The organism is Spiroplasma endosymbiont of Amphimallon solstitiale, from assembly GCF_964030965.1.
Lineage (GTDB): Bacteria > Bacillota_I > Bacilli_A > Mycoplasmatales > VBWQ01 > Spiroplasma_E.
Window position 1 is genome coordinate 851,638 of sequence record NZ_OZ034999.1, and the last position, 18,075, is coordinate 869,712.

Below are 18,075 nucleotides of genomic sequence, written 5' to 3' on the forward strand. Positions count from 1 at the left end.
TATTTTTAGAGAATTTTTACACTAAATAATGTTATTTTTAACAAATTTTTAATTAAAAATAATATTTTAAGTGTAAATTGATGAATAATTTTTGGTCATCCATACTTTTCTACATAATTAAAAGAAGAATTTGGTCATTTAGAAGGTGATACTATCATTGGTAAAGATCATAAAAGTTCTATTATTACTTTAGCTGATATATGATCAAAAACCACAATTCCTTTAGCAACTAAAAATAATAAATCAGAAAATATTACAAAAAGTATAATAAAATTTATTTCAAAGTTACAAAAAGGAACAGTTAAAACTATTACTTTTGATCGTGGTAAAGAATTTAGTAAATGAAAATTAATCGAAAAAAATTGTAATGTTAAGATTTATTTTGCAGATCCTGGTAAACCTTGTCAAAGAGGTTTAAATGAAAATAATAATGGTATTTTAAGAAGATATTTACCAAAATCTACAGATCTATCTTCATATAAACAAAAAGATTTAAATACTATAGCATTTCAAATTAATTCTACACCCAGAAAATCACTATCTTATAAAAGACCAATAGATTTAATACAATTATTTTAAAAAACTGTCCCATTTATATTTACAATTCAGGTTACAAAAAATAATTAATGGTGAATTTAATAATGAATAAATGTAAAAAATGTAACAAAAGAATATGATTAAGTAAAAATTGATGTATGAAATGGGGAGGTTCCCAAAAACATAGGAAGATAAATTACTAGATAAATAAATTCTTTCCAACATTACCATTTAAAAATGATGATAGATAAATTAAATTCTCTTTTACCCTTAAATTTATATTCGACGTATTTTAAAAAATATACATTTAAAAGATAAAATAAAAATTATTCTCAAAGGAAAAAGACAAGAAATAATCTTGTCTTTTTTTGTAATTGTAAAATTTTAAAATTTTTATTATTAACACCCTTTAAATATCTACTACACGCAGTGACCAAGTAGGAGAAAGTTAATAATTAATAACCCTCTTTAACACTATTATCAACACGTGTTAGAGAATTAAAACAGTGAACCACAACACAGTTGTTAAAAATAGTGGCTAGAACATGTGGACTTGCATGGATAAATAAAAAGTGGAGTGATACCTAATAAAATATACTAACCAGTAATGGTAATTCTTGGGGTGGGAGCGAATTGGAAACTAGTATATATAGACCTACTAGGGAACCTACTATATTAATTCTATTCTTTATTTAACCAACCTTGCCACTTCCCAGTGAGCAAGCGTTGGTTTTATTTTTTTTGAAAATTTTTTTGGGCGAAAAAATAAATTTCAAACTTGTAAAAAAAATTGAGCGGTGCAGGTTCAATTAAAATATTAATTTGTTTAACACAAATTAAATAAATATTGAATCGAATGCCTCGATTTCTTTTTAAAATTTCACAATTTATTTTTGAGCCCAGAATTTCTGGAATGAATAAAACTAATAGTATTAATAATATAAAAATAAAAATATATATTCTTTATGCTACAAGCAACAGAATATATTAGAAAAGAAAGTAAAAATGGAAGAAAAAGAAAAGAAAGAATTAATAGAACAAAAAATCAAAATAGCAAAAGAACATCAAAAAAAGTGATTAAAAATAAAAATAATTATTACTTTAATTTCAACTTTAATTGGATTAATAATTTTATTAATTACTGTAAGTAAAAATTAAAGAAATAAATAAAGTTATGAATATTAATGAAAATAAAAAATGTGAATTAAGAATTTGTAAAAATAAAGTTTGAAAAGATTGTATTAATAATTCTACTAAAACTATTAAATATAAAAATTGACCAATACCTTATTTAATATGTGACAGTTGTTATCACAAACTACCTAAATACCTTAAACAAACAGCAAAAATAATTGAAAAGGATATTTTGATTATGAATAAAACTAAAAAAAGAAGAAAAAGATGTGTTGAATGTAATGAATTATATGAAGATAACAAAATCAATATGCTTTATCACTTTAAAACAGAATTAGAAGCAGAACAACATAATACTAAAAAATATGAAGATAATTATAATATTGAAAAACATTTAGATTATACAAAATCATATGGATATGTTTGTGATTGATGTAGAGATGATTAATAAATGCAATACGAATTAATCATTGGTATTGACCCTGCTGGTATTGGTAATAATGGAATTGTTATATACTCAAATGAAACTAATAATATTATTTTTAATGAAACATTTAAAGCAAAAACAGTTTTAGAAAGTAAAAATATATATAAAGAATATTTTAAATTAATTAAAAAACAATTTAAAAATAAAAAAATATTAGTTATTGTAGAAAATTTCTTTTTAAGTTCAAAACAGTTATTAACTAATCCATTAGCAACACCAAAAGTTATTGGTGCTTTAATGATATTAGTACAAGATGTTATGAACTGAGATTATCATGAAAATGAACCAAAAAACAAAAATAAAATAGAAGATTATAAAGGAAATATAAAATTTACAAAACATGAACAAGATGCTTATAAACATATTCAATATTATTTAAGGAATTATAAAAATGAAAAATAAAGAAAATTACGTTAAATTAACAGTAAAACTTAGTAATACTATTGAAGTAAAATATCATGAAAAAGGTAATAAACAATTATATTATACTGTTCGTGGTCAATGAAATGGATTAAACTATGTTACTTTAATTTTTAATAACCCAAAATTTTATAAACGATGTATTTTATTAAACAAAAATGATGAAATTATAGTAACTGGTCAAATCTTTAATACTTTAAATATTCCTAAAAATCGTGCATTTTGTTCAATTAATGTTAAATGATTTAAAAAATGAAAGGAATAAATAATGAATTTTGATGAATGATACATGAAAAAAATAAAAGAAACTTTAAAAATTATTGAAAGTGATAGTTATAAAGAAGAACTAAAAAAACATAATGAAATCATTGAAAAACATAAAAATTTAATGAAAGGACTAAATAATGAATAAAGAAAAATTAATTAATTATATTAAAAAACAACAAAAATTCTATAACGGTACAGAAATAGATTTGATACTTGATATTTTATTGCAAAAAATAATTAATGGTGAATTTAATAATGAATAAATGTAAAAAATGTAATAAAAGAATCTGATTAAGTAAAAATTGATGTATGACATGTTTAGAAATAATAGTTAATAATTTAAATAAAAATAAGGAGAAATAGATAGTGAATAAAGACCAAGAAATTATTAATGAATATAATAAAAAACGTAATAAAGAAATAACTGAAGAACATTTATATAATATAGAAAAATTAAGAGAAGAGTTTAAACAAAAAGTAATTAATAAATATAATGAAAAATTAATTATCTGATTGAATAAGCAAATTAGTATTTGTTTATGTGATTCATTAAAAGAAGCAGGTAAACTTACTGCTTATTATAAATTAATTGAGTTTATAGAAAATGGAGAACTTCATTAATGATAATATTACCTACTTTGTTTGAAAATAAAGATGAAATTGAAATATTATCACCATTTCCAAAAGCAATTCATACAAGTAATGATATTAGAGCAATTATTTTAAGACAATATCCAAATGTTAAATCAAAACACATAATTGTTTCTGACCCCGAAAGTAATGTTGCATTAATAGTTGGTGATAATGATGTTTATCAAGGTTGAATTAAAGTAACAGTTAAAAAATTAGAAATTAAAGGAGAATAAACAAATGCAAAAGGAAAAAATTAAAATTAGAAATTATGAATTTGAATTAAATTCTTATGTAGTAGATTCCTTATTAGATGTTATAAGAGAACTGATAAAAACAAATAAAGGAGAATAAATTATGTTAGATGAAATTTTAAAAGTAATTTTTGATAGAGCAGATAAAAAAGAATTAATTAATATGATAGAAAGATTAATTCTTTGTACTAATAATAGAAAAGAAACAAAAAAATGACTTATTAGAGAATTTGATAAAAATAATTATGTTTTAGAAAAATTATTACAATTAGAAATACAAGGAGAAAAAAATGGAAACAAATAATTATACTTTAACTAAATTAATTAGAACTGGTATAAGTCCTATTTGTGCAATGATTGGTACAAGTGCTTATTATGGTCAAGTAAGGCAATGTTTAGTAATCTGTGTAACTTACAAAAATAACTATGTTTAATTAATTCTAGTAAATATAATTAAATGACTAGAAAGAGTGAGTTACAGATGGCTAAAAAACAAAATATTAATAATAATGATCCAATATCAAAAGCAGTAGATTTATTATTAGAAAATACTGAAGATTTAACAACAGTTTTTAAAGAAGGGGGTTTATATAAAGAATTAACAAAACGTTTAGTTGAAAAAATGTTGAATTCTGAAATGCAAAATTATTTAGGATATGAAAAAAATCAACATAGTAATACTGAAAATGCTCGTAATGGTACAAGTTCAAAAAAATTAATAACTCAACAAGGTAAAATTGAGATTGATGTACCAAGAGATCGCAATAGTGATTTTACTCCTGTAATAGTTGCAAAAAGACAGCGAAGATTTGATGGTTTTGATCAACAAGTGCTTTCACTATATGCAAAAGGTATGACTCTATCTGACATTAGAATGCAGTTACAAGAGTTATATCATGGTGCTGATATTAGTGAAAGTGTTATTAGTCAAATTACTGATGATGTTATTGATGATGTCAAAGAATGACAAAATCGACCATTAGAAAGCGTTTATCCGATTGTTTATTTTGATTGTATAGTAGTTAAAGTTCGACAAGATAAACGGATTATTAATAAATCAGTTTATATAGCATTAGGAGTTGATTTAGAAGGTAAAAAAGATGTTTTAGGCTTATGAATTAGTGAAAATGAAGGTGCTAAATTTTGATTAGCTAATTTCACAGAAATGAAAAATCGAGGCTTAAATGATATTTTGATTGCTTGTAGTGATAATTTAACAGGCATGTCAGAAGCAATACAAGCAGTTTATCCTAAAACAGAACATCAATTATGCATTGTTCATCAAATTCGAAATAGTTTAAAATATGTTTCATACAAACATCGAAAAACTCTAGTTACAGATTTAAAACCAATTTATAGTGCATGTAGTGAAGAACAAGCAATGCAAGCTTTAGAATCATTTGAAAGTAAATGAAATAAACAATATCCCCAAATTGCTAAATCTTGATATAAAAATTGAGAAAATTTGATGATTTTTATTAGTTATCCTGCAGAAATCAAAAGAGTAATTTATACAACAAATGCTATTGAATCTGTTAATAGTCAATTACGAAAAGTTATTAGAAACAAAAAAGCTTTTCCTAATGATATGTCAGTTTTTAAAATATTTTATTTAGCAATTGAAAATATAACAAAAAAATGAACATTGCCTATTCAAAATTGAAATACAGCAATTGCTCATTTTATGATAAAATTTGAAGACAGAATTAATCTGAACTAGTACTTTGTAAAACAAAGATACACAGATTTCTAAAAAGCCTCTCAAGTAATTGCAAATCCAATATTAGGTTCAATTAATAGTTTATTATTTGGTAAAAAATTAGGTTTAGATATATGAAATTTAAATCAAAGACCAAATACAAAAACTAAATTAATTAATAGTTCTAAAAAAATTATTTTAGGTTTAGGAACAATTGGTTTAGCAAATTATAGTAAATGAACAGAAAATAATATTAATCCTATTATTCCAACAACACCAACTCCAATAACTACTACAACTACAACAGAAGGTCCTCCATGATTACTATTAAATAAACAAGAAAATCAGTCATTAATGGATTGAGATACATATATTAGTTTAAATGCTTATGGTATATCAAATCTTATTAGTGGAATTCTAGAATTAATACCTAATAAATTTGAAGCAATAAGAAAAATTTGTAATATGGCAACTGGTGGATGTTTAATATCAAGTGGTGTTGCTATGGGTATTAATAATGATTTTAATAATTCTTATGCAGTACCTACCATAATTGCTGGTGTAAGTGAAATTATCCATAATTTACTTCCAATAGAAACAAATCATAATAGAGAAATGCAAGAAACTTCATTTACAAATGAAACTGCAAGATTAATAAATGATAATAGATTTACTATTAATAGTGAAACATCAAGTCAATATGGTAGTGGTAATATAAGCGAAGCACTATTAAATAATGATAATGCTTCATTAAATTGAGATTATAATCACATGAGTTTATAAAGGAGGTGAAAAATAATGAATAAAGAAAAATTACTTGAATATTACAATGATAAATTAAAACAACATGAAAAAGATTTACAAGAAATACGACTGAATGAAGGTATAGCTAAAAATATTTTAATAGACACAAAATATATGATTGAAAAAATTAATAAAGGTGAATTTGATGAATAATCAAAAATAAAAAAATAAAAAATTGAAAGGAAAATATAAAAATGAAAGAATTTTTAAAAGCACTTGAAACAATTGGAATAAGCACTGGTATATTAATTTGCAGAGAAATTATTGTTTTATTAAAACGATTTATTACAACTCCAAAACATGTTAGAGCAAATAATAAAATTATCAAACATCAAAAAAAATTAGCAAAATTAAATGAAAAGATTAATAAAGAAAATAAATAATAAAAGAGAAAAATAATATGACAAAAATTGAATTTAATGAAAAATATAGAAAACAAGATATCAGTATTGATAGAGATTTTGATTTACATATTGATAATTGTTTTAAATTTTCTGATATCAATACATTAGAAAATGCTGTTAATGATTATAAAAAACTAATAAGTGAAATGCCACAATTAGTTAAAGATTGATTATTGGGATAAGATTAGGAGAATGTTAAATGTTAGAAAATGAAAATAATGTTCAACAAACAACTGAACCTTTAACTGAAAATAATGCTCAACAAGAAATAGAAAATAAAGTTAATGAAGCAGAAAATAAGTTAAATAAACTTAATCAAGAAATTAAAGAAAAAGAAATAATTAATATATTTAAAAAATATCAAGTTAAAAGTGAATTTTATGATTTTTTAAAATTTAAAACTAATAATTTAGAAAATTCAAAAATTGAAGAAACTATTAAAAAAATCATTAAAGAACAACCAGTATTTAAAGAAACAATTAATACAGGTGGCAAACCACAAACAATAATAACAAATCAACCAAGTTCAATAAAAAGTACATTATTGGATTATAAAAAAAATAATAATTTATAACAGAAAGGAAATCAAAAAATGGCAATACAATTCAATAAAAATTTAGATAATACCGAAAAATTAGTAGAAGCACCAGAGTTTATAGAATTTTATAAACAATCAAATTCACCATGAGCAAGTTTTTTTCCTATCGAAATGGTTAATTCAACAAAAATTGAATTTATAGTTAAAAAACCAAAAAATTCAGAAATTAAAGTATTAAAATGAAATGATAAAAGCAAAGGATTAGATGTTAGTTATGCTGAAACTATTAAAATTTTAAAAGAAATTAAAGAAGAAGCAGTTGCGGGTGAAATAATTGCTAATGTTGATTTAAATGCTGAAAATGGACAAAATTTATTAAATACAATGCAATATGAAGTTGCTAATGACTTAGCAGATTATTTAGCAAATAATGATACAAATGTAATTACAAAATATGCAACTAAAATAGACATTACTGATAAATCACCAGTAGGATATTTAAAATCAATGTTAGATGCTTGAAATACTTTATTTCAACTAAGAAATAGTAATAATTGTCGTTTTTTTATTACTAATAATCTTTATGATAGTATTGTTTATTTAGCTAATAATAAAGGATTAATTACTGATAATCAGATTGCTCAACAATTAAGATTAAATGGAAATGATTTATATATTAAAGGTGTACTATGTCAAATTGTAATGGATGATTATATGACATTTACTGATAATAATGAAACTAAAATTATGTCTTTTGTTTTAGCAACACCAAGAGCAATGAAAAGATATATGTTACAAAATACAGTTGTATATGTTCAAGATATTGCTGATGGTAAAGTTGGAAGAAGATATTTAGTTGGTGGAGAAGTAACTGGTGAATCAATACCCTATATAACAGATGAAGAAACAACTTCACGCTGAATGTTATGTGCAATTGTTAATAATGATAAAAATGATTTAAAAACTAAGATTACAAATTTAACAACTGATATTACTGCAAATGGTAATAACAATAACAATGAATTAAATACAGAAATAAAAAGTACTAATGAACTTAAATCATTAAATCCAAATTTAACAAATCCAACTATTAAATATTTTAGTGATGCACAAGGAAAAACTAATGTAAGTAATCAAAAACAAAAAGCAGGTGACTTATATATAACTATTACTGCAAATATTAATGACTTAAATTATAAAGGAACAACAAATCCAATTAAAATAACTCTTAAATAAAGGAAATTAATATCATGCCAATTGGTACAACTAGTACAGCAATACTTTTAAACATAAATAAACCAAAACATACTAGAACAAGTAACCAACAAGAAAATAAAAGTTTTTGATGAGAAATTTTAGAAATGATTGGTGTACAAGTAATAGCAGTAGCACTTGCTCCTTTTACTGGTGGTTTAAGTGAAAGTATAGCACTTGGATTAGGTGCAAGTGATTTTATTGCAAGTACTATTAATTTTGGTATTTATGCTACAACTGATTTTACTATTAATCAAGTTTATGATTATTTAAAAGGAAATGTAACACCATTAAATACTTTTTTTAATATATTACCTGCATTTGTTGGAATTAATAAAATTAGTCGTGGTTATCGTACTACTAAATTTATTAAGTTAGCACAAAAAACTAAAACATTAGAACAAATTGGTGTTAAAGAAGCAAAAAATTTACAAGAAATTATTAGTCAAGTAAGTGGAAAAGAAATTTTAACAGATAAAATCATTGGTAATAAACGTTATTTATTTAATTATAGTTTGGCACCTAATCGTGAAACAATAACACAAAATTTAGGTTATGTTGCTGAAAAACAATTTAAAAATAATTTTAAATCTTTAAAATCACAACAAATAAAAGAATATTTATCATTACAAAATACATTAATAAAATTAAGTCCACAATTAACTCCAAAGTTTAAAATTAAAGATATTGAAAAAGCAAATAACTTTTTAAAAAAATATAATACTGAATTAAAAGAAGTATTAAAAATGAACCAACATGATTGATTAAATTTAGTTCATACAATACATACAGAGAATAGATATGGAAAAACTTTAATTTTAGATTTACAAAAAATTCGTGCTAATGCTATTAAATTTAATTTTAAAAATAGTTCAATTCATAAAATTGTTTTAAATGCAAATAAAATTTTTAAGTATTTTGATATTAGATTTTATTTAAAAAAAGGTTTAAATAAATTTTGAAAAGATACACCATATTTTGAAAAATTACGAGAAAGTATATATAAATTACAAGAAAAATTTGAAAAATTAGAAAAACAAGCATTTGAAAAAATTAATAAATTAAAAGAAAAAGCAACAGATTTATTTACTAGTGCAGAAAAAAGAGCAATTAAACATGCACAATTAATTCCACTAAATTCACCAGTATTTATGGGTTGTAAAATTCAACCTTTATCATTAGACAAATGTGCAATTACTATTTATCATCGTAATCCTAAGTATAAACCAATTACAGTTGTTGATAGTATTCTTAAAGCAAAAACTTTTGTTACTCAAATACATCCATTTCATTGATATCGTTGATATAGTGGTTGATACATTGGTTATGGTGTTAATCGTAATAAATGATTAAAAGCAATAGCATTTGCTCCACCAGTGGTGCAACAAGTAATTAGAGATAGTTTTAAAGTATATAGAGAAATATTTAGAACTATTAGAACTTATCATAAAGTAGTAAATGTTATTAATAATCCTATTGAAAATATTAATAAATCATTTAAAAGTGTTGGTTTAAAATTTTCAGTTAATACTTTATTTGGTACTGGACTATTACATCATTTAGAAAAATTTGCATATAGTCAAGTTGTAGAAAAAGGTAAGAAAAAATTACAAAAAGAAATTATCCATATATCACATAGGAAAACTAAAACAAAAACTAAACATTATAAAAAAGCATTTTTTAAGGAATGATAAATTATGATTAATAAACTTTGAACTGATGTCAGTCTTGAAAATTATAATAACTGATATCCATTAACTGGAAAAATTACAGAAACTCCACCGCAATATATAAATACATGACCTAATGTAAAAGACTGATTTACAACTTTTGCTATTCGCGCTCAAAATGATATTAATGCTTATCTTGATTTTATTTTATCTAAATTTCCTTTTGATAGTTTTAAAGATGAATTAATTAAAGAAACATTAAGAGATATGGTTTATGTAATGGTTGAACATTGAGTATTTAATCGTACACCAATTGAATTTAATGTTGATGCTACTATTCAATTCAATAATGGTACATCATTTAATGCAAGTAGTATTCCTACAATTAATGTTTGAGATTTAGCACCAAGTAGAATGAAAATATGAGCAAGATTAACAGAATTAAAACAAGTATTTTCAAATTATAATCAAGATGAAATAGATATTGAAAAAATTGACTTAAAAGTATTTTATACTAGAAATCAAGTTGATGAATTAATTAAAGAACAAAAAGAATTTACATTATCAAAACAAATAAAATTATATGATGATTTAGTTAATGATAACGAAAATGAGATATATAGGGGTCGTGTTACAAACTTTATAAATAAAGGTTATGTTGCAACTGATTATGACCCAAAAACTGAAACAATGATTTTAGATTGACCTGATGAAATTGGTACATTACCACCAGAAGCATTACAAAATAATCCACAAATTGGTGATTTTACTCATGCTGCGACTGCTGACTTTTCTGCTAAACAACAAAAAAGAATTACTACTAATGAAAATAGTATTAAATTATTAGAAAATAAAGTTGATATTAATAAACAAAATATTGATGATATTAAAAATAATTGATTTAATATTGAAACTAGTCCTTTATGAAAAAAAGTTAAAAATGAAAATATTAAAACAGATATATGATATATTATTGATTGAACATATTATTTTATCGATAGTAAACAACTTATTATAAGTAATAATAAATTAACTAAATCTAATATAAGAATTACTAATCATCAAATAGAAAATAGACAAATAATAATTGAAAAAATTGATGTTAATATTGACAAAGTAATGTTATTATATGATGATAATTTAATAAAATTTATTGTTGCTAATAGCACAAAAAAGTATACACCAATAATTCATAATATATATCAATATCAAGGTACTGGAACACCAACTGAATTTATAGCAGAAGAAAATACTGAACGTGATTATTATACAAAACTAGAAACTAATAATTTATTAGATAAAAAACAAGATAAATTATCTTTAATTAAAGAAGATATTACTTATAAAGTTTTACAATATAGAGAATTAGGAACTGGTTTATTTACGGGTGATTTAGATATTCCACCAACTAAATTTATTAAACAATGAATTAAAGATAGTGGTGGTGGAGTTGACCCAACTAAATATTATACAAAACCAGAAATTGATAAAAAATTAGAAGATGTAAAGTCACAATTCCCTATTGCATTTCAATTGAATGCTGTAAGTCAAGAAATCCCTAATTTAGAAACTATTAATAAAACTGTTGCTGGTGCTATTAATGAAAATAAAGCAAATATTGATAAAAAACAAGATAAAGAAATATGAAAAGTAATAAGTAAAAGTAAAAATAATCGTGAATGAGATACGTTTGAAATTAATTTTAATACTGTATATAGAGTAATTATAACATTAGATGAATTACCAGTAAATCAAGCAAATATAAAGCATAAAGTAGAATTTAAAACTGGTAATTATTTAGGTGGAGATTATTTACTTGCAAAATTTAAAATTAAAGATGAAGATGTAATATTAACTTTAACTGTTAGAGAAAGTAGTTTTAATTGTAGTTTATATTTAAAAGGTGGAGATATTAATTATGGTGCTATTCTTTCATTAGAAGAATTACAAAATACAATTAAAGTTGATGTTACACCAAAAATAAAAATTAATTCAAAAAGTTTAGAAACAAATGAAGTTGAAGAAAATTGTTGAGATATTGAATTACCAGATAATCCAACACCAAGTCCAAATAATCAACAATGAAAAGATGTAGGAACAAGAGAAAAAAATAAATGAGATAATTGACAAATTACTTATGATTTTATAGTTAATAAACATTATAGAGTTTATTATTCTTGAAGTATATATAATCCAGTTTATACTATTCAAGAATTTATTATAACGGATAACAAAATTGCTGGTGTACCAATACAAACCTTTAATGATAGTGTTAATATAGTAATTTTATCAGTTCAACATGCAAAATTGATTACTATTTATAGTGGAAAAGGTAATTTAAAAGGTAATGTATGAAAATTAGAAGAATTACAGGAATAATATTATGTTTTTTAAAATTATAAAAATTATTTTAGGTTTAATTGGAGTAATTCTATCATCAGCAACTGCTGGTTTAATTATATTCATTATTGTAAAAATTATATTAAAAATTAATCAAATATTTTAAAGAAAGGTGGTGAATATTATGCTAAGTTTATTTAAAAGAAAAGAAAAAAATAATATTAATGATAATCAAAGTGAAAAATTAAAATTTTTAACTAATAAAAATAAAAGTACACATGCTTCTATTTTAAATTATTTTGGTTTTAATGATTTTAACCATGAAACTTATTTTACTGATTTTGTAGCAGAAAATAATGCTAATTTATATAATGCTCCATTAGAAATTAATAATGAAACCATTAAACAATATTTAATTCAACAAGAATTTTATAGAAAAAATTGAAATTCTATTTTTAAATTAAGTAAATTAGGAATTAGTGGTTATTTAATTTATATTGCAAATGATAATTTATATTTTCAAGTAGTTGATATACAACAAAGAGTTTATGATATTACTGGTAAATTAATTGAATGTACTATTTTTTATGATAGTTATCAACAAAATGCACAAACTGTAAGATTATTTGAAGTTTATACATTAAATAATGAACAAGTAACAATTAATCGTGCAATTTATAGTATTAGTGATAATAAAAAACAATTTCCATTAGATTTTAAATCATACATTAATAATCCTAATTTATCACAAGAACAAACATTAAACATTAACTATATACCAATAGCAATTATGAGAAATAAAGCAAATGAACAAGCAGATTGTGATAAAGTAATGGATAAAATTAAAGCATTAGATGTTATTTATGAACAAATTGTTTTAGATACTATTTTAAACTCACCTAAATTTATATTTAGTCAAACTTATGGTAATGTTCAATCAGCATTAGAAGAAGCAGTAAGAACTTTGGTTACTAAAAACTACATATTTAAAAGTGGTGGAGATAATAATGAACAAAACGAAAATATCAATATGACAAATAGTAATTTTAAAGGTAAAAATTTAACTGATATATATGATTGAAATGTTAATGAAATATTTAAACGTTGTGGTATTCATATACCAAGTCAAAAGAAATCTGCACAACAATCAGTTCCCGAAAGTACAGCAGTTAATATTTCAACTATTAATTATATTGAACAAAAATTATGACAATTTAATATTGATATTCTTAAATTTATTCAAATATTAGTGAAAATTGATAAAGATTTATTAAATAGTAAAACATTTAATATTAATGATGAACAAGAAATTAATAATTTAACAGTTAAATTAAAATTATTTAATCCCGAAAATAACCAATTAATAGGAGATAACAATGGAAAACAACAACAAACCACAAACGAAGTTTCCACAGAAACAGAAGCAAACTAAACTTAATCAAGCAGAAGTAGAAAATGATTATTTAATTGATAATATTCCATATGATTTTACTAATATGATGGGTGCTACTAGTGACCCAGATATTAATAGAGCATACGATGAATTTAAAAAAAGAACAATTTATATTTATGAAATTGAGCGTTTATTTAAAAATAATGAAAATAATAGTTTAAGATTTTCAGCAAATACTATTAAAATAGGTTTTATTGATATTGATAAAGTATTAAAAACTACTGCTGCTGAAACATCAGACTTTACTATGCAATTAAATCAAAGAGCAAGTACTAATATTAATGATAATACAATTGAATATAGTATGACTGATATTAAAAATTTAATATTTCAAGAAATAAATTTATTAAATCAATTTAAGTTATATGCAGTATCTATTAATGAACCATTAACTGAAAATAATATTGATAATTTATATATCATTAATAACTATTCACAACCTTATCAAAATCCAAAAACAAGAAGTACTAAAAGTATTACTATTATTAAAATTAAAGATTTTAAAACAAGAGATGGTTATCCAATTATTATTAAATTACAAAAACCATTAGATAAAGATACAAAAGTAATTGGTTTAAAAATTAAAGCCCCTAGAAGCATGATTTTTGGCAATATAAAGGTACTTGGTGAAGTTGACAATATGGAAGTATACCCAAAGTTATTTGTTAAAGATAAGATAGCATTTCCGTTGTTATCAATGCCTATTGAAACTCAACCAAAAGTTAGAATATTACAACAATGATTTAGTGAACAAATATTACCTTGAAATCTTGCAAAACAATTCATAGGACAAGAAAAATCAGTTTTAGATTTAATTGCTATTGGTGGTGGTAAAGAAACAAGAAAAGAAATTTTTAATAATGCAAGAGTAACACATGCTTGATTAGGTTATGAAATGGGTACTGTTTGAAATGGTCAGTGACCATTGAAAAAACAAAAAGAATTAAAAGACAAAGAAGTTTGAAATTTTCCGGGTGAAAGCCAATTTTATCAATATGTTGCAACTAATAACAGATTTGATGATATAGAAATTGAAATTAAAGACGCACCAACAGTTGATAGTTTACAACAAGTATTATTAGATATGCTAACTTATACATATAATTACAATAGAAATTTTAATGGTGCATCTTTAATAACTCCCCCAAATGAAATGGATATACTACGAGCAAAATTTGAAAATCAAAAACTAGATGAAGTAATTAGTAATTTGTTTAAACAGTGAAAACTAGATTATCCAAATTATATTAGTTTATCACAAGTGCAAATATTAAAACAAATAGTAATTATGTTATCAAATAATATTTATTCTAATATGTCTATTAATAAAGGTTTAAATGATGATAATAAAATACTTTTTCCTTATTATTTTGAATTAAAATCAAATCCAATACATACTAATAAAGATGAAATTTGACAATTTAAAGATGCAAAAGTAATATTAAAATCTAATTATTTTGATTTTACAGATATTAATAATATTAAATTAAAAAATAATGATATTAGTCAAAATGAATTATTTAAGTTAGATGATAACCAATTTAATTGATTATCTATTACAAACGAATTAGAAAGTAATAATATACCTTCATTAATTCCTGCTGATTGAACACTAGGTAATGGTGAATATGGTAAATATTTTACAAGAGTAATCATTAGTAATAATAAAATTGAAAATGCTTTAAGTTTATATGGTTCAAATAAATCTCAATTATTTTCTAAATTAGAATTTTATAAAGAAGTTTCACAAATTGATGATAATAGTGAATTTGAATTACAAATTGAAAATCCGATTAATAACTTAAATCGGATTGAAATTAGTGGCATATTTGGTGCTGGAAATTATGATTTAATTTTAATGACTGATAAACAAGAAATAAAATTAACCAATATTAATTTATTTGATAAATATAATGAAAATATTTCTTATATTAATTTAGAAATTTAAAATTATTTATAAAAATATCCATCAGGATATTTACCATCTCATTTTATATCATCTTGATTTTTTGGATTAACTCCAAAATATAATTCTATTTTATATTTATCATTTCTTTTATGTTCCCAAATAATTGCCCCCCCCCTATGTTCTTCATAAAAATGGTCTAAATATTTTGTTAATCCATTAGTTTGATAATATGCAACTGCACCTAATATTAAACCGGTAGAACCAGTTATTACAGCAAATGATAATGCTATTTTTTGAAAATTTGTTTTTATTCATGTTTTCATATTAAATTACTCCTTTTTTTCTTAATTTCACTTTTAAATTGTACTATTTTCTATTATTTTTACAAGTATGCTTTTAAATGCAAAATAACGCCTAAATTAAAGGCGTTTATTTTATAATACCTATACTATTAATTATATTGAAATTGTTTATTATATTTTAAATATGAAAGTCGTTTTTTAAAAAGTTTTGATTTAATTTTAAATTACACTTATATATGTTTATAATAAAAAAGTAAATTAATTTTTTAAATATATTTACAATAAATTTAAAATTTAAAAAAAGTTAGGAGAAAAAATATGAGTTTTAATTATTTATGAACTTTAAAAGAAGCAACAAAAAGAATGTATCAATCATTTAGAGATGATGTAAAAAATCAATGAGAAAAAACCTTTAATTTTGTAGAAAAGTAATGATACATGATAAAGTGTTATTTTTAGAGAATTTTTACACTAAATAATGTTACTTTTAACAAATTTTTAATTAAAAATAATATTTTAAGTGTAAATTGATGAATAATTTTTGATCATCCATACTTTTCTACATAATTAAAAGAAAAAACAGATTGAAGAATCTTAAAAGAAAGAGATAGAAAATATATCCCCGTTAAAATTAAAACAAGAACTAGAAATACTATCAATGGTCTTGTTACTTATAAATGTCGTGATTATAAATATTATGATGAACAATTAAAAAAATGAGTTCCTATTTGTTTATTAGATGAAAAATTGCAATTACCTAAATACAAAAGGACTTGTCAAGATATCAAAAATAATGTTATTGAACATTTTGCAGATGGAAAAAGGTATATTGACATTTTACATACTATGAAACAAACAAAATTTAGCACAACAAGTATTAGTAGATTATTTCAAGAATATCAAGTTAGTAAATTAGATGTTCCTAAAATAAAATTAGAACCAAATCAATTTATTTATATTAGTATTGATGATGGACATCGAAAGTTTTGAAAATTTAAACGAAATTCTGGTAAATATTCAATTCGTTTAGTGTTATTTTGTACAGATAATGTTAATCATAAATTAGTTAATAAAAGAGTAGATGTAATAATAAGACCAACAAAAACTAAAATTGGAGTTCAAAAAACTGCTGAATTTATTTTAGAACAAGGAAATAGATTTTTTGAAAATTTTGACCAAGCAAAAATCATTATTTGTGGAGATAGTGCAGAATGAATTAAAGATGTTGCTAATTATTTAGATGCACAATTTGTTTTAGATAAATTCCATTTAGTTAAAAAGTTGTATGTAGGAATTATTGCTGGAAACAAAGGAAAATATTTTGAAGAATATAATACTTGTAGAAACTTTATTGAAAATGGTCAATATGATGAATTAATAAAGTATATGAATGAAATATTAAAAAATCATAAAAAATTAAAAAAACAATATTTTAAAAATAATAAACAAGGAATTGAAAATCAAGGTGCAAAATGAAATATTGGTACTTTTGCTGAAAGTAATATTTGATATATTTTAAAAGAAATGCTTGGTAATAGAACATATAGCATAGATATTTATATTAAAATGGTTATTTTTAAATGTAATCTTGTGAATTCTAAAACATAATCAAAATTTTTATTTTTATTAAAATATTAAAAACTTATTAATTAAAAGTTAATAAGAATTTTTGTTGTGTATTTATATTAAATTTTCTTATTGATTTTTTAATATTTGTATTTTAATTGAAATTAATTTAATTTAGTAGTAATATTTACTTACAATTGCATATAATTACAATTATTTCTTGTCTATAATTTAAAAGAAATGTTTAAAAAGTAATTATATCCTCCGTTTTTGTTACCGTCCCTATGAAATGTTTAGAAATAATAGTTAATAATTTAACTAAAAATAAGGAGAAATAAATAATTTTAGAATTAATATCTTTAATAGAAGATTATAAAGATTATAAAGACTGTAATTTTTATAGGCAA

Annotated in this window: 25 protein-coding genes and 1 pseudogene; 23 read left to right on the plus strand and 3 right to left on the minus strand. The window is 22.1% G+C overall.

The window, feature by feature from the left end; all coding sequences use genetic code 4:
* Nucleotides 1–5: 5 nt before the first annotated feature.
* Entirely contained in the window at nt 6–158 is a 153-nt protein-coding gene (locus tag AAHH39_RS05215) for a hypothetical protein (protein WP_342218751.1), read from the minus strand.
* On the opposite strand from AAHH39_RS05215, the pseudogene AAHH39_RS13340 reads away from it, so the two are divergent.
* The 22 genes and pseudogenes from AAHH39_RS13340 to AAHH39_RS05320 form a co-directional block, all read left to right on the plus strand.
* Nucleotides 124–579 (plus strand): annotated as a pseudogene (locus AAHH39_RS13340) (IS30 family transposase); the annotation flags it as partial. The gene AAHH39_RS05215 and the pseudogene AAHH39_RS13340 sit on opposite strands and share 35 nt — an antisense overlap.
* A 963-nt stretch (nt 580–1,542) precedes the next feature.
* Nucleotides 1,543–1,695, plus strand: coding sequence for a hypothetical protein (locus AAHH39_RS05220; protein ID WP_338957033.1), 153 nt, complete (start codon nt 1,543–1,545; stop codon nt 1,693–1,695).
* A 16-nt stretch (nt 1,696–1,711) separates the two neighbouring features.
* Entirely contained in the window at nt 1,712–2,119 is a 408-nt protein-coding gene (locus AAHH39_RS05225) for a hypothetical protein (protein ID WP_342218434.1), read from the plus strand.
* A gap of 3 nt (nt 2,120–2,122) precedes the next feature.
* On the plus strand, nt 2,123–2,560 hold the full coding sequence (locus AAHH39_RS05230) for a hypothetical protein (protein ID WP_338957028.1): 438 nt from the start codon (nt 2,123–2,125) through the stop codon (nt 2,558–2,560).
* Nucleotides 2,550–2,843: a hypothetical protein gene (locus tag AAHH39_RS05235; protein ID WP_338956663.1), complete on the plus strand. Its 294-nt coding sequence runs from the start codon at nt 2,550–2,552 to the stop codon at nt 2,841–2,843. The genes AAHH39_RS05230 and AAHH39_RS05235 overlap by 11 nt, the downstream gene beginning before the upstream one ends.
* Nucleotides 2,844–2,846: 3 nt before the next feature.
* Nucleotides 2,847–2,990: a hypothetical protein gene (locus AAHH39_RS05240; protein WP_342218202.1), complete on the plus strand. Its 144-nt coding sequence runs from the start codon at nt 2,847–2,849 to the stop codon at nt 2,988–2,990.
* Entirely contained in the window at nt 2,983–3,108 is a 126-nt protein-coding gene (locus AAHH39_RS05245; protein ID WP_338956665.1) for a hypothetical protein, read from the plus strand. Before AAHH39_RS05240 ends, AAHH39_RS05245 begins: the two co-directional genes overlap by 8 nt.
* Before the next feature lie 103 nt (nt 3,109–3,211).
* The gene (locus AAHH39_RS05250; protein WP_338956667.1) at nt 3,212–3,466 is read left to right on the plus strand and encodes a hypothetical protein; all 255 of its coding nucleotides are present in this window, start codon (nt 3,212–3,214) and stop codon (nt 3,464–3,466) included.
* Nucleotides 3,466–3,711 (plus strand): hypothetical protein, encoded by a 246-nt coding sequence (locus AAHH39_RS05255; protein ID WP_286640816.1) that lies wholly within the window; start codon nt 3,466–3,468, stop codon nt 3,709–3,711. Before AAHH39_RS05250 ends, AAHH39_RS05255 begins: the two co-directional genes overlap by 1 nt.
* A 121-nt stretch (nt 3,712–3,832) precedes the next feature.
* Nucleotides 3,833–4,033 (plus strand): hypothetical protein, encoded by a 201-nt coding sequence (locus AAHH39_RS05260; protein WP_338957016.1) that lies wholly within the window; start codon nt 3,833–3,835, stop codon nt 4,031–4,033.
* Entirely contained in the window at nt 4,020–4,163 is a 144-nt protein-coding gene (locus AAHH39_RS05265; protein ID WP_342219108.1) for a hypothetical protein, read from the plus strand. Before AAHH39_RS05260 ends, AAHH39_RS05265 begins: the two co-directional genes overlap by 14 nt.
* A 47-nt stretch (nt 4,164–4,210) precedes the next feature.
* On the plus strand, nt 4,211–5,449 hold the full coding sequence (locus AAHH39_RS05270) for an IS256 family transposase (RefSeq protein WP_342219322.1): 1,239 nt from the start codon (nt 4,211–4,213) through the stop codon (nt 5,447–5,449).
* 333 nt (nt 5,450–5,782) lie between these two features.
* The gene (locus AAHH39_RS05275; protein WP_342219109.1) at nt 5,783–6,211 is read left to right on the plus strand and encodes a hypothetical protein; all 429 of its coding nucleotides are present in this window, start codon (nt 5,783–5,785) and stop codon (nt 6,209–6,211) included.
* Between the two features lie 15 nt (nt 6,212–6,226).
* Complete coding sequence (locus tag AAHH39_RS05280; RefSeq protein WP_338957013.1) at nt 6,227–6,385, plus strand: hypothetical protein; 159 nt, start codon at nt 6,227–6,229, stop codon at nt 6,383–6,385.
* A 41-nt stretch (nt 6,386–6,426) separates the two neighbouring features.
* On the plus strand, nt 6,427–6,615 hold the full coding sequence (locus AAHH39_RS05285) for a hypothetical protein (protein WP_338957011.1): 189 nt from the start codon (nt 6,427–6,429) through the stop codon (nt 6,613–6,615).
* Between the two features lie 17 nt (nt 6,616–6,632).
* Nucleotides 6,633–6,818 (plus strand): hypothetical protein, encoded by a 186-nt coding sequence (locus AAHH39_RS05290; RefSeq protein ID WP_174480219.1) that lies wholly within the window; start codon nt 6,633–6,635, stop codon nt 6,816–6,818.
* Nucleotides 6,819–6,835: 17 nt separating this feature from the next.
* On the plus strand, nt 6,836–7,210 hold the full coding sequence (locus AAHH39_RS05295) for a hypothetical protein (protein ID WP_338957002.1): 375 nt from the start codon (nt 6,836–6,838) through the stop codon (nt 7,208–7,210).
* Between the two features lie 18 nt (nt 7,211–7,228).
* Complete coding sequence (locus AAHH39_RS05300) at nt 7,229–8,410, plus strand: hypothetical protein (RefSeq protein WP_342218072.1); 1,182 nt, start codon at nt 7,229–7,231, stop codon at nt 8,408–8,410.
* A 14-nt stretch (nt 8,411–8,424) separates the two neighbouring features.
* Entirely contained in the window at nt 8,425–10,122 is a 1,698-nt protein-coding gene (locus tag AAHH39_RS05305) for a hypothetical protein (protein WP_338956996.1), read from the plus strand.
* A 3-nt stretch (nt 10,123–10,125) separates the two neighbouring features.
* On the plus strand, nt 10,126–12,477 hold the full coding sequence (locus tag AAHH39_RS05310; protein WP_338957178.1) for a hypothetical protein: 2,352 nt from the start codon (nt 10,126–10,128) through the stop codon (nt 12,475–12,477).
* Between the two features lie 145 nt (nt 12,478–12,622).
* Entirely contained in the window at nt 12,623–13,870 is a 1,248-nt protein-coding gene (locus AAHH39_RS05315; RefSeq protein ID WP_338957148.1) for a hypothetical protein, read from the plus strand.
* On the plus strand, nt 13,815–15,839 hold the full coding sequence (locus AAHH39_RS05320) for a hypothetical protein (RefSeq protein ID WP_342219110.1): 2,025 nt from the start codon (nt 13,815–13,817) through the stop codon (nt 15,837–15,839). The genes AAHH39_RS05315 and AAHH39_RS05320 overlap by 56 nt, the downstream gene beginning before the upstream one ends.
* A gap of 2 nt (nt 15,840–15,841) precedes the next feature.
* On the opposite strand, the gene AAHH39_RS05325 is transcribed toward AAHH39_RS05320, so the two are convergent.
* Both AAHH39_RS05325 and AAHH39_RS05330 read right to left on the minus strand, forming a co-directional pair.
* Nucleotides 15,842–16,123 (minus strand): hypothetical protein, encoded by a 282-nt coding sequence (locus tag AAHH39_RS05325; protein WP_342219111.1) that lies wholly within the window; start codon nt 16,121–16,123, stop codon nt 15,842–15,844.
* 434 nt (nt 16,124–16,557) lie between these two features.
* Entirely contained in the window at nt 16,558–16,761 is a 204-nt protein-coding gene (locus tag AAHH39_RS05330) for a hypothetical protein (protein WP_342218454.1), read from the minus strand.
* On the opposite strand from AAHH39_RS05330, the gene AAHH39_RS05335 reads away from it, so the two are divergent.
* Nucleotides 16,757–17,710: an Mbov_0401 family ICE element transposase-like protein gene (locus tag AAHH39_RS05335; RefSeq protein WP_425288920.1), complete on the plus strand. Its 954-nt coding sequence runs from the start codon at nt 16,757–16,759 to the stop codon at nt 17,708–17,710. The genes AAHH39_RS05330 and AAHH39_RS05335 overlap by 5 nt on opposite strands.
* Nucleotides 17,711–18,075 lie beyond the last annotated feature (365 nt).